Source organism: Brevibacterium sp., assembly GCF_022712115.1.
Taxonomy (GTDB): domain Bacteria; phylum Actinomycetota; class Actinomycetes; order Actinomycetales; family Brevibacteriaceae; genus Brevibacterium; species Brevibacterium salitolerans.
In genome coordinates, this window is the sequence record NZ_JALAHB010000077.1 from 1 (window position 1) to 11,203 (window position 11,203).

Here is an 11,203-nt window from a genome sequence, read left to right on the forward strand (position 1 = left end):
GAGCACAGCGTGTTCGCCAGCCACGCGAGGACGGGGCCGAGTCCGGCGATGTGGTGGAGGGGCTCCTCGAGGTGGTGCACGAGGTCGTAGGGGAGCGCGAAGCCCAGCTCCGCCATCCCGACGAGCAGGATGTGACCGCCCACCCAGAGCATGGCGAACGTGCCCACGAAGGACAGCACGCGCAGCACCACGGGCATGGCGCGCACCAGCAGGTGGCCCGTCCGCTGCGAGGCGGCGGAGGAGCGGCGGGTCATGGCGAGTCCCACGTCGTCCATCTTCACGATGATCGCCACCGCTCCGTACACCAGTGCGGTGATGCCCACCCCCACGACGATGAGGATGAGGGCGCGGGACCACAGCGACTCCGCCGCGATCTCGTTGAGGGAGATGACCATGATCTCGCAGGACAGGATGAAGTCCGTGGTGATGGCGCCGCGCACCACCTTGTCCTCGGCCTCCTTGCCGCGCACCTGGCTGGGCTCCGCGGAGCGCTCCGCGTGGTGTCCGCGCAGCTTCTCCCAGATCTTGTGCGCACCTTCGTAGGAGAGGTAGGCACCGCCCAGCATGAGCAGGGGCGTGAGGATCCACGGGGCGAAGGTGCTCAGCACCAGCAGCGCCGGCAGGATGATGAGGAGCTTGTTGACGAGAGAGCCCTTGGTGATCCGCCAGATCATGGGGAGTTCCCGCCTGGGGGAGACGCCCGTGACGTACTGCGGGGTCACGGCGGCATCGTCGATGACGACGCCTGCGGCCTTGGCTCCCGCCTTCGCGGCACCCGCGGCCACGTCGTCCACGCTGGCGGCGGCGAGGCGGGCCAGTGCGGCGACGTCGTCGAGCAGGGCGACGAGGCCGCTCATCGGACGTCTCCCGCGTGAGCTTCTCCCGCGGGTGCGGGTGCGGCGACCTGGGGGAGGGGTGCGGAGTGCACGCGGCGGGGCCTCGTGTGCGGCGCGAGAACGGAGCTCATCGCTCAAGTTTACGGAGGAAGGGCGCATCCCTGCCGGAGCGCAAGCTGAGGAGTGCGTGTGAGGCTGGGCCGCCGCGCACCGAGTGCGGATCTCGGGGTGAGATGCCTTCAACCCACAAGTTACGTCTGCGTAGTGGCCGCTACGCAGACGTAACTTGGAGGAGGGACGGGGCGCGCGGGTCAGGTCGCAGTTGAGCGGACCAGGAACTCGATCCCCAGGTCCAGCACGGTCTTGTCGTCCTGGTTGATGAGCGAGGCGCTGCCGGTGGCCAGCCGCCGGCCGGCACGGGGCGCGCCCAGGGAGTCGATCACCATGGAGCCCGTGAGTGAGTCGCCGGGGCGGACCGGGCGGAGGAAGCGCACGCGGGAGAGCTCCTTGCCGGCCACGATGTCGTACGTGCGGAGAACCGCCTCCACGGAGAGCTTCTGGTAGATGCTGAGCGTGTGGATGCCGCTGGCGATGAGGCCGCCGTACTCGGAGCTCTCCGAGGCGCCGGCATCGGTGTGGAAGTACTGCGGATCCCACATCCGCGCGTACTCGACGATCTCCTCGGCACTCACGGTGTGGGAGCCGAACGGCAGCTCGACGCCCACGGGAAGCTGCTCTGCGGGAAGAAGTGAGCCGGTCATCGCGTCCTCCGCCTGCGGGGCGGGGCGCATCGGCTGAGCCCCGGGGATGAATGAGGACTTCCCACGCACCCGCCAGAGCTCACTTACCCTTGCTGCCTTTCGGCCCTGGGGGAGTTCGCAAGATGACGCCACGTGGGAAGCCGCAGACCACTCTAGACCAGGGTGCGTCCGGACGGAAATCGACAGCCCGAGGCTGGAGCCGGGACCGCCGCGAGCTTCTGTGAAGCAGGTCTCGCCTGGGCGGCCTCCGGCTCCTATGCTGAGGGAGCGAGCCGAATGGGCGGGGCCGAACGCGCGGGGTCATGTGCTCGTCCCGCAGGAGCCTTCGTGCCGGCCGGCATGCGCTGAGCTCGCGACGAGCACCCACCGAGCAGAGGGAGGCGGCCATGACCGCACTCGGAATGATCACCGTGGACACCACCGACGCCCGCCGCCTCTCCGCCTGGTGGGCGGAGAGGCTGGGCGGTGAGGTCGTCTTCGACGCCGAGGGGTGGTTCTGCGTGGTGAGCGTCCCCGGCTGGAGCACGGACCTGGGCTTCCAGTACGTGGAGGAGCCCTCGCCGGGGAAGAACCGGCTGCACCTCGATCTCGTGCGGGACGAACAGGAGGACCGCGAGGCCGCCATCGCCGCATGGACGGCTGCCGGTGCCGTGCACCTGGGGCTGCGCGGAGAGAGCGATTTCCAGTGGGACACCTTCGAGGATCCGGACGGCAACGAGTTCTGCATCGCCGCAGGGCACTGAAGGCCGGCCTCGGGCATCCGCGCAACCGCCCGAGGCCGGCCTCGGACGCCGGCGCGGCCTCCTGAGGCCCACCCACCGGCACGCCCGAGGCCGGCCCGCCGGACCCGCCTGCCCGCTCAGTCGCCCTTCACGTTGACGATCTGGCGGAGCGTGTGGAGGACCTCCACGAGTTCGCCCGCATCCTCCATCACCAGATCGATCGGCTTGTAGGCCTGCGGGATCTCGTCGATGAAGGCGTCCGTGTCGCGGTACTCGATGCCGGCCATCGCCTCACGCAGCTGTGCGTGCGTGAAGGTCTTCCGCGCCGCCGTCCGGGAGTACTCGCGGCCCGCGCCGTGCGGGGAGGAGTTCAGGGACGGGGCGAACCCCCTGCCCCGCACCACGTAGGAGGCGGTGCCCATGGACCCCGGGATGAGGCCGAGCCGGCCCTCGTCGGCCTGGATGGCTCCCTTCCGGGACACCCAGACGCGCTTGCCGTAGTGCACCTCGGACTCGGTGAAGTTGTGGTGGCAGTTGATCCGCTCCTGCTCCTCCACCTCCTCGCCCATGGCCTCCGCGAGCTGGCGGGAGACCCGGTCCATCATCTCCTCGCGGTTGAGCAGGGCGAAGTGCTGGGCCCACCGCAGCTCCGCGATGTAGCGGGTGAACTCCGGGGTGCCCTCGACGAGGTAGGCGAGGTCCGGGTCCGGCAGCTCGATCCACCACTGCTTCGCGAGCCGCTGCGCCGCCCTGATGTGGTGCTGCGCGATCTTGTTGCCCACACCGCGGGAGCCGGAGTGCAGGAACATCCACACCCGGTCCTCCTCGTCCGCGGACACCTCGATGAAGTGGTTGCCGGAGCCCAGGGAGCCCAGCTGGTGGCGCCAGTGGCCGGCGTAGTCGGACGGATCGAAGCCCTTGGCCTCGGCGAGCTCCTCCAGCTCCGCGATGCGCGGTGCGGCGGTGGCGACGATCTTCCGGTTGTAGTGGCCGGCGGACAGCGGCACGGCCCGCTCGATCGCCTCGCGCAGGGCGGCGAGATCGCGGCGGATGAGCTGCTCCCGGGCGAACTGCGTGCGCACGGCGATCATGCCGCAGCCGATGTCCACCCCGACGGCCGCCGGGATGATCGCACGGAGGGTGGGGATGACGGACCCCACGGTGGCGCCCTTGCCCAGATGCGCGTCCGGCATGAGGGCGAGGTGCGGGTAGACGAACGGCATCTCTGCAGTGGTGCGTGCCTGGTCGAGCGTCTTGGCGTCGATCAGGGAGGCCCAGGAGATCAGCCGCTTGGTGACATGCTCCATGATTCCTTTTCCTTGAGTTGCGCTCCGGGGCGCGTGCGTCGGAATCAGGAGCGGGAACCCGGCGAATGCCTGTTCCCCGTGCGCGTCGTGCTGCAGTCACGTGCGCAGGAGTCTGACCTGACGAAGAACGCCCCGGACCTGTGAGGGTGCGGGGCGTCTGTGACTGCGTGTGCGGTCAGACGACTCGCGCCGGAGGGGTCGCGAAGAAGCGGAAGCGGAGATCCCGTTCCGATTGCTTCCTATGAGACAGCGAGGCCGTCATGTCGTCCCTTCCGGTGGCGTGCTGCGCCGGTCGGCGCAGACGTGCTGCGCCAGCGGGCGCAGAACCGTGCCGAATACGGCACAAGAGACAAAGCTAGGTGCCGCCGAGGCGCCTGTCAAGAGTCCCGGTGCGCTCACCTGCGACGGCGCCCGCCTACTATGGCCCGATGAACGTTCCGCACTCCTCCGTCGTCACCCTCCACTGCCAGGACCGCCCGGGCATCGTCGCCGCCGTGTCCGCGGTGCTCGCCCGTCACGGCTGCAGCATCACCGAGTCCAAGACCTTCGAGGACAGGCTCAACGAGAAGTTCTTCGCCCGCTTCGCGTTCACCGGCGCGGGCACGGATCAGGGTGCCCTGCAGCGTGACTTCGACGCCGTCGCCGCGGAGTTCGGCATGGAGCTCCGGCTCGTTCCGGCAGATGAGAAGCTCAAGGTCGTGGTCATGGTCTCCAAGTGGGTGCACTGCCTGCGCGACCTCCTCTACCGTTCGCAGGCCGGCCACCTGCCCATCGAGATCACCGCGGTCGTCTCGAACCATCCGGACCACCGCTCGCTCACGGAGTGGCACGGGGTGCCGTTCCACCACGTGCCCGTCACCAAGGACACCAAGCCCGAGGCCGAGGCCCGCCTCCTGGAGATCGTCGAGTCCACGGGCGCGGAGCTGGTGGTCCTGGCCCGCTACATGCAGGTGCTCTCACCGGAGCTCACCGAGCGCCTCGAAGGCCGCTGCATCAACATCCACCACTCGTTCCTGCCCAGCTTCAAGGGCGCCAAGCCGTACCACCAGGCCTTCGCCCGCGGCGTGAAGATGGTGGGTGCGACGGCGCACTACGTCAACAGCGACCTGGACGAGGGCCCCATCATCGTCCAGCGCGTGGCGGAGGTGGACCACTCGTTCAGTCCGGCGGACCTGCAGCGTCACGGACAGGACGCAGAGGTCGCAGCGCTCACGGATGCCGTCCGTGTCCACGCGGAGCACCGCGTGATCCTCCAGGACGGGCGCACCGTCGTCCTGCGCTGAGGCGCGTCCTGGAGAGAGCCGGCGCCGAGAGCTTGTCCCCGTGCGGCCTCGGCACGGCTCCGGCGGATCACGCCTCACTCGAGGGCGCGCGCCATGACCGTCGCGGTCATCTCCGTGACCTGCTCCAGGTGCGCGTCCTCGACGGCGCCCGTCCACACCACCGGATCCGCCGCGAGGCTCCAGCCCAGCCCGGTGGTGATGGCGCTCATGGCCTTCTCCGCGCCCGTCGTGTCGTAGCCGCCGTGGATCCAGTAGGAGAAGGGGCGTCCCGCGGTGGGTTCGCGGACGTGGTCGTAGACGGTGTCGAAGAAGTGCTTGAGCGCGCCGGAGATGTAGCCGAAGTTCGCCGTGGTGCCCAGGACGTAGGCGTCCGCGGCGAGGACCTGTTCGACATCGGGTTCGAGGGCCGCGACCTCCACGAGTTCGAGCGGGCCGTCCTCGGCCAGCTCTGCGAGTTCCGGGAGCTCTGCGGCCGCCAGCGCGGCCCGGGAGATGCGGCGGGTGGATTCCGTGGGCGAGTGGTGGATGAGGAGGATGCGTGCCATCCCTCCACGCTACGTGCGGAACGCCCTCGTGGGTATAGTCGAGAGCAGCACGATTTCCTTCAGCAGAGAGGCTGAGACATGGCAGAGCAGGCCCCCTCCCCGGCAGACCGCCCCACCGGCAGCACCGACGAGGCCTCGGGCGCTCCTGCCGGAGGCCGCACCGCCGCACCCGCCGGCCACCCCCACGACAACGCCTCCGTGGCGAACCGTCTCGCCGCGCTCCCGCAGACCGCGCGCGCGGAGGTGTTCACGCAGTCCGCGAACGGCCTGGAGTTCAGCGGTTACCGTGCCGAGCCCGCGGCACCGGACCCCGGCCTCGGCGTCGCGGTGCTCGTCCACGGCTGGCCGCAGTACGCGAGCTGCTGGGAGGACGTGGCCGGGACGCTGCTGGCGGCCGGCATGCCGGTGCTCGCCTACGATCAGCGCGGCTACTCGCCCGGCGCGCGCCCGGAGGCGGTGGAGGACTACGACGTGCGCCACCTCGTCGCGGACCTCGATGCACTCACGGCGGCGCTGGGGATCGAGCGCTTCCACCTGGGGGGGCACGACTGGGGTGGGGTCATGGGCTGGGCGTACGCGGCGGCGCATCCGGAGCGGCTGGAGACCTTCACCTCGGTCTCCTCGGCGCACACGCTCGCGCACGGTCAGCGGATGAAAGAGGACGAGGACCAGTACGCGCGGATGGAGTACCTGCGGAAGATCCGGCACCATCCGGAGGAGTTCTCCGCTGCCATGCTCCGTGACGGCGGTGCACGCCTCGCCTCGTTCTATCAGGACGCGATCCCGGCACCCGTCGTCGCCTCCTACCTCGAGCGGTTCGCGCAGCCGGATGTCTTCGACGCGGTGCTCAAGTACTACCGCGCGCTGGGTTCGGCGGACCCGCTGCCCACCACTCCCATCACGGTGCCCACGCTCTACGTCTGGGGCAGCGAGGACATCGCCTTCACGCGGGGAGCGGCCGAGCTGACCGGTGAGTTCGTGGAGGGGCCGTACCGGTTCGCGGAGCTCACCGGTGCCTCGCACTGGCTGCCGGAGGAGCGTCCGGACGCCGTCGCCGAGGCCGTGCTCGCCTGGGTGCGGGAGCACGCCTGAGCATGGCCGTCATCAGGGACCCGCTGCGCGGACGCGTGCGGCCGGAGGCGGCCTCGCACCCGGACGAGGAGATCATCGCGCGGCTGCTGGACGTGGGCGCGGAGCACACGGTCGCGCTCGCCGGCGCCGGCCTCAGCACGGACTCCGGCATCCCCGACTATCGCGGGCCCACGGCCTCGCCGCGCTCGCCCATGACCTATCAGGCGTTCCTGGCCGGGCCCCTGCAGCGCTCACGGTACTGGGCGCGCAGCTGGGTGGGCTGGGACCGGATCGACTGGGCGCGCCCCAACGCCGGGCACAGGGCGCTGGCCGGTCTGGGACTGCGCGGTCTCCTCACCCAGAACGTGGACGGCCTCGACCGCCTCGCCGGCACGGAGCCGGTGATCGAGCTCCACGGCAGGCTGGACCGGGTGATCTGCCTGGACTGCCGCGAGCGGTACTCGCGCCAGTGGGTGCAGGACGAGCTCACGCGGCTCAACCCGGACTTCCTCGACCGGATCCAGGTGGACCCGCATGAGATCGAGGCGGCACCGGACGGGGACGCGGAGCTCGAGGAGACGCGCGGCTTCCGCGTGGTCGACTGCCCCCGCTGCGGCGGGCTGCTCAAGCCGGACCTCGTATTCTTCGGCGAATCGGTGGACAGGGACCTCGTCGCCCGGGCACAGGCGATGGTCGCCGAGGCCCGCGCCCTCGTGGTCCTCGGCAGCTCACTGGCCGTGCTGAGCGGGCTGCGGTTCGTGCGGCAGGCGGCGAAGCAGGGTGCGCTCGTCGTCATCGACACCGACGGCCCCACCCGCGGCGACGAGCTCGCAGATATGCGCTCGCTGTCCGGCACCTCGGAATTCCTCGCGGCTTGGCACGAAGCAGCGGGTCGGCCTCGACTTGCACACGCCCGTGATGCAGGCTTGGAGCATGACGCACCTCGCACGCGAAGAACGTCTTCGGCTGGCCTCGCTCCTTCGGACAGTGGGACCTGACGCTCCCACCCTGTGCGAAGGCTGGAAGACACGTGATCTCGCCGTCCATCTGGTCATGCGCGACCGCGACCTGCCCGCCATGGCGGGGGAGCACCTCAAGCTGTTCGCGAAGCGCCACGAGCGCGTGGACCAGGTGCTGCGGGACACCCCCTGGCCGGAGCTCATCGGCAAGATCGCCTCCGGGCCCACCGTCTGGAACCCCAGCTCGTGGGGCATCGGCGTGGACTCGCTCATGAACACCGCGGAGTTCCTCATCCACCATGAGGACGTCCGCCGTGCCCAGCCCGGCTGGCGGCCGCGGCAGCTGGGCACCGAGGTCCAGAAGGACATGCTCCCGATGGTCCGCAGCCTCGCGCTCGCCTACGCGCTCCGCCGCGGCATCCACCTCGTGCTGCAGCCGCGGGGGTTCGACGAGATCCGCGCCGGCCGCACCAACAGGCCCACCGTGACCGTCTCCGGCCTGCCGGTGGAGCTGCTGCTCTACCTCTTCGGCCGGGAATCCCGTGCGGATGTGGAGGTGAAGGAGACGGATCCGCTGACCACGGACGACGACGCCCACGTGGAAGGGGCCACGACGGCGGAGATCGCGATCGTCGAGGAGGACCTGGGACAGGACGCGGAGGGCAAGCAGTGGCCGTCCTTCCTCTCCGGTCCCGGTGCCGGCAGGAAGGGGCCGCGCCGAGGGCCCGTCGTCACTCCGCCGGAGGGCTGAGCGGCTTCCGCTGGCTTTCCGCTGGCCTTCCGCCCATGTCTCACTCCACGTCGGTGAATGGCCCATTCGTCGACGTGGAGTGAGACATGAGCGGACGCTCTGCCCGGAGCTCGCCGTCCGTCATGGTGAGCGTCCGGTCGAACAGCGGCAGGAACTCCACATCGTGGGTGACCAGCAGGGTCGCCGTGCCCAGGGTGCGCGTGACCTCCAGGAGGAGTTCGACGATCTCCCGGCTCCGCGCGCTGTCCAGCGCCGAGGTGGGCTCGTCGACGATCAGCACGTCCGGTTCGCACATGAGCGCGCGGGCGATGTTCACTTGCTGCTGCTGACCTCCGGAGAGCGCATGCGGGCGGGCGCGGCGGTGGTCGGCCAGCCCCACGAGCTCCAGCAGCTCCTCCGCCCGGGTCCGGCGTGCGCGCCGTCCGGCTCCCCGTCCGCGCTCGCGGCCGTCCTCCTGTGAGCTTCTGCTTCCGCAGCCGCGTCCGAGCCCGTTTCCGCGCCCGTGCCGCTCTCCGCTTTCGCCGTTGCGCTCGCTGTTGCGATTGTGCCGCTCTTCGCCGCTGCGCCCGTGCCTGGCTCTGCCGTCCGCCCCCGAGGCCGGGGTCAGTTCCGCCATGACCCTCACCTGCTCCGCCGCGGTGAGGGAGGGCAGGAGGTTCGCCTGCTGGAAGACGATCCCCACCTTCTCCCTGCGCAGTGCGGCGGTCTCCGCCGGTGAGAGCCCGGTGGTCCGGATGCCGGCGATGCTCACGCTGCCGGAGTCCGGAGTGACGAGTGTGGACGCGAGCGCCAGCAGGCTCGACTTCCCGGAGCCGGAGGGCCCGGTGACCCCGGTGATGGTGCCGGAGGGCACCGTGAGCGAGGCGCGGTGCACGGCTGTCACGCGGGAGGCGCCGTCGGGGAAGGTGAGGGTGACGTCTGAGAGTGCGAGCATGAGGGCTCCTTGGATGAGGGGAGGAAGGACTCAGGGGCGCCTGTTGCGGGCAGGTGCCGTGGACGGCCGGGCGGATGCCGGGGACGGCCGCGCCCCCGCGTGGGGTTGCCGGCCGCGCAGCCGTGCTGAACTACCGGGCGCTGCCCAGCGCGGTGAGGGGATCGACGCGGGTGACCTGTCGCAGCGCGAACGCCGCGCCCGCGGCTCCCAGGACGACCATGAGCGCGGCCGGCAGCGCGGTCGTGTACCAGGTGACGACGAAGGGCACCGCAGTGCTGATCACCGTGCCGAGGGCCGCAGTGATGCCGATCCCTGTGAGCACACCGGCGACAAGCACCACGAGCGACTGCCCGAGAGCGTCCCTCAGCAGCGCGGAGGCGGGCGCTCCGAGGGCGCGCAGCACCGCCACGTCGGCCTGACGCTGCATCGTCCAGACGGTGAAGAAGGCGCCGATCACCAGCGCGGAGATGCCGAAGAGCATTCCGGCCATCATCAGCAGCGAGCCGATCTCCGACCGGAACGAGCTGATCGCCAGCAGAGTATTCAGCGGCGTGACGGCCTGGGTCCCGGTGGTTCGCTCCAGGTCCTCGATCCCGGCCTCGGCTGCGGCCCCGCCTTCCGCCGCCGTCGCCGAGCCGATCACCAGAGCGGTCGCCGCGGTCTCCGGCTGCCCCAGGCGCAGCTGCATCTCCTGCCAGTCCTCGAGGGTGAGATAGACGGCGGGAGTGTGCGCGTACCAGCGCTCCTCGTCCATGACGGTGACGCGGAGGTCGAGGCCCAGCACGGTGATCGTGTCGCCGTCGGAGGCGCTCAGGTCCTCGGCGGCGCCGGAGCTGAGGACGGCGCGGCCGCTGCCCGCGGGGGAGTCCGCGGTGCCGCCCAGCAGGGCCACGGAGCTGCCGGTCTCCCCGTGTTCGGCGGCGAACTGGGTGATGCCCACCGCCCGCACCCCGGACACGGCGCGGGCGTCCTCCCACGTGCGGACCTCATCCGCGCTGATCCGGGACTCGGAGAAGGAGGCGGGTTCCGCCTCGGCGGCGTCGCCGTCCGCGCCCGAGGCCGTTCCGGCGAGCACGATCCGTTCTCCGCCCAGTGCCTGTACGGCGGAGATGTTCTGCTGGGCGAGACCGCCCGTGAGCCCGGCCAGCAGACCGATGAGGAGGGTGATGAGCAGGACCACGGCCGTGATGAGGGCGAAGCGGCCGCGGGCGAACCGCATGTCTCTCCAGGCGATGAACAAGGGAGCTCCTTCTGTGTGGTGCTGTCTCCGTGTGATGCCGTCGCAGTGCTGCGCCTCCGGCGTTGCGCTTCCGGCTCTGCGCCGTCGGCTCTGTGCGATGCGGTCGGGGCGAGGTGCGATGACACCATCCAGCTTCGTCGCCGGGCGGTGCCGGCACATCGGAGAGGGGATGGGTTCCCGGGCACCGAGAGGCGGAGGCGCAGTCGTACTTTCGATGGATCTCCACGGCGTATCGCGGTCCTGCGGGGTGATCCCGCACCGCGACGCGGTGCAGCCCGCTAGCGTGGAGGAATGGTCTCCCCTCTCCGTTCCGGCAGGCGCAGCCGCGTCACTACCGGCGCGCGCAGTCAGTTCCTGCACGGCACTCCGCCCGAGGCGCTGCATGCGGAGAGTGCGTCGCCGCACGCTGCCGGAGCACTCGCCCCGATCTTCGCGACGATGAGCGCAGGACTGCACCTGCTCGTCGCGGGTCTGGGCGTGCTCGTGGTGGTGCGCGCTCTGGAGGGGGACGCGGTGAGCCCAGGAGCGGCCGTCGTCCTCACCTGCCTCTTCGAGGCCCTCTACTTCGCGGGGGTGCCGCTGCGTGCGCGGTTCGAGCGACGGGCCGCGGACCCCCGGGGAGCACGGGGCATGCGAGCCGGGCTCCTGTGGCTGAGCGGTCTCGCAGTGCTGTGGGCGGTCCTCGTCGCGCTCGCCGCGGACGCGGCGGCACCCCCGCGAAGGAGAGGGCCTCGAAGAGGCAGGTGAGGACGACGGCCGCTCCTGGGCTCCCCGCGGCCCCCGCCCGCGACCGC

The 11,203-nt window shown here is 70.7% G+C and carries 12 protein-coding genes and 1 other RNA gene; 6 read left to right on the plus strand and 7 right to left on the minus strand.

Features of this window, described 5'->3' with window-relative positions; translation table 11 throughout:
* The 3 genes from Q0A33_RS04800 to ffs form a co-directional block, all read right to left on the minus strand.
* Positions 1-857, minus strand: an 857-nt coding sequence (locus Q0A33_RS04800; RefSeq protein WP_291793915.1) for a DUF808 domain-containing protein, incomplete at its 3' end; no start/stop codon positions are given.
* Between the two features lie 290 nt (positions 858-1,147).
* Positions 1,148-1,597, minus strand: a complete 450-nt coding sequence (locus tag Q0A33_RS04805; protein WP_291793920.1) for a MaoC/PaaZ C-terminal domain-containing protein — start codon at positions 1,595-1,597, stop codon at positions 1,148-1,150.
* A 49-nt stretch (positions 1,598-1,646) separates the two neighbouring features.
* Positions 1,647-1,742, minus strand: an RNA gene (ffs, locus tag Q0A33_RS04810) — signal recognition particle sRNA small type.
* A gap of 241 nt (positions 1,743-1,983) precedes the next feature.
* Here ffs and Q0A33_RS04815 point away from each other — a divergent pair.
* Positions 1,984-2,340 carry a VOC family protein gene (locus Q0A33_RS04815; RefSeq protein WP_291793923.1) on the plus strand — a complete coding sequence of 119 codons (357 nt, stop codon included), beginning with the start codon at positions 1,984-1,986 and terminating at the stop codon, positions 2,338-2,340.
* A gap of 116 nt (positions 2,341-2,456) precedes the next feature.
* Here Q0A33_RS04815 and Q0A33_RS04820 read toward each other — a convergent pair whose 3' ends face one another.
* Positions 2,457-3,626 (minus strand): RtcB family protein, encoded by a 1,170-nt coding sequence (locus tag Q0A33_RS04820; protein ID WP_291793926.1) that lies wholly within the window; start codon positions 3,624-3,626, stop codon positions 2,457-2,459.
* 428 nt (positions 3,627-4,054) lie between these two features.
* On the opposite strand from Q0A33_RS04820, the gene purU reads away from it, so the two are divergent.
* Positions 4,055-4,909, plus strand: a complete 855-nt coding sequence (gene purU, locus Q0A33_RS04825; protein WP_291793928.1) for a formyltetrahydrofolate deformylase — start codon at positions 4,055-4,057, stop codon at positions 4,907-4,909.
* Between the two features lie 74 nt (positions 4,910-4,983).
* Here purU and Q0A33_RS04830 read toward each other — a convergent pair whose 3' ends face one another.
* A complete protein-coding gene (locus tag Q0A33_RS04830) occupies positions 4,984-5,454 on the minus strand; it encodes an NAD(P)H-dependent oxidoreductase (RefSeq protein ID WP_291793930.1) in 471 nt (156 codons plus the stop codon).
* Between the two features lie 78 nt (positions 5,455-5,532).
* On the opposite strand from Q0A33_RS04830, the gene Q0A33_RS04835 reads away from it, so the two are divergent.
* The 3 genes from Q0A33_RS04835 to Q0A33_RS04845 are packed head-to-tail and all read left to right on the plus strand — an operon-like array spanning position 5,533 to position 8,235.
* Positions 5,533-6,546: an alpha/beta hydrolase gene (locus tag Q0A33_RS04835; RefSeq protein WP_291793932.1), complete on the plus strand. Its 1,014-nt coding sequence runs from the start codon at positions 5,533-5,535 to the stop codon at positions 6,544-6,546.
* Positions 6,547-6,548: 2 nt separating this feature from the next.
* A complete protein-coding gene (locus tag Q0A33_RS04840; RefSeq protein WP_291793934.1) occupies positions 6,549-7,523 on the plus strand; it encodes a Sir2 family NAD-dependent protein deacetylase in 975 nt (324 codons plus the stop codon).
* The gene (locus tag Q0A33_RS04845) at positions 7,459-8,235 is read left to right on the plus strand and encodes a TIGR03085 family metal-binding protein (protein ID WP_291793937.1); all 777 of its coding nucleotides are present in this window, start codon (positions 7,459-7,461) and stop codon (positions 8,233-8,235) included. The genes Q0A33_RS04840 and Q0A33_RS04845 overlap by 65 nt, the downstream gene beginning before the upstream one ends.
* Before the next feature lie 40 nt (positions 8,236-8,275).
* Here Q0A33_RS04845 and Q0A33_RS04850 read toward each other — a convergent pair whose 3' ends face one another.
* Positions 8,276-9,169, minus strand: coding sequence for an ABC transporter ATP-binding protein (locus Q0A33_RS04850; protein WP_291793940.1), 894 nt, complete (start codon positions 9,167-9,169; stop codon positions 8,276-8,278).
* A gap of 130 nt (positions 9,170-9,299) precedes the next feature.
* Positions 9,300-10,409, minus strand: a complete 1,110-nt coding sequence (locus tag Q0A33_RS04855) for an ABC transporter permease (RefSeq protein WP_291793943.1) — start codon at positions 10,407-10,409, stop codon at positions 9,300-9,302.
* 291 nt (positions 10,410-10,700) lie between these two features.
* Here Q0A33_RS04855 and Q0A33_RS04860 point away from each other — a divergent pair, with 291 nt between their 5' ends.
* A complete protein-coding gene (locus Q0A33_RS04860; RefSeq protein WP_291793945.1) occupies positions 10,701-11,156 on the plus strand; it encodes a hypothetical protein in 456 nt (151 codons plus the stop codon).
* Positions 11,157-11,203: the final 47 nt, after the last annotated feature.

Excerpts from the sequence above, each read along its gene's own strand:
- Q0A33_RS04860 (WP_291793945.1), top strand. The coding sequence starts at position 10,701 with ATGGTCTCCCCTCTCCGTTCCGGCAGGCGCAGCCGCGTCACTACCGGC.
- Q0A33_RS04835 (WP_291793932.1), top strand. The coding sequence starts at position 5,533 with ATGGCAGAGCAGGCCCCCTCCCCGGCAGACCGCCCCACCGGCAGCACC.
- Q0A33_RS04850 (WP_291793940.1), bottom strand. The coding sequence starts at position 9,169 with ATGCTCGCACTCTCAGACGTCACCCTCACCTTCCCCGACGGCGCCTCC.
- Q0A33_RS04815 (WP_291793923.1), top strand. The coding sequence starts at position 1,984 with ATGACCGCACTCGGAATGATCACCGTGGACACCACCGACGCCCGCCGC.
- Q0A33_RS04830 (WP_291793930.1), bottom strand. The coding sequence starts at position 5,454 with ATGGCACGCATCCTCCTCATCCACCACTCGCCCACGGAATCCACCCGC.
- Q0A33_RS04820 (WP_291793926.1), bottom strand. The coding sequence starts at position 3,626 with ATGGAGCATGTCACCAAGCGGCTGATCTCCTGGGCCTCCCTGATCGAC.
- Q0A33_RS04805 (WP_291793920.1), bottom strand. The coding sequence starts at position 1,597 with ATGACCGGCTCACTTCTTCCCGCAGAGCAGCTTCCCGTGGGCGTCGAG.
- Q0A33_RS04845 (WP_291793937.1), top strand. The coding sequence starts at position 7,459 with ATGACGCACCTCGCACGCGAAGAACGTCTTCGGCTGGCCTCGCTCCTT.
- Q0A33_RS04840 (WP_291793934.1), top strand. The coding sequence starts at position 6,549 with ATGGCCGTCATCAGGGACCCGCTGCGCGGACGCGTGCGGCCGGAGGCG.
- purU (WP_291793928.1), top strand. The coding sequence starts at position 4,055 with ATGAACGTTCCGCACTCCTCCGTCGTCACCCTCCACTGCCAGGACCGC.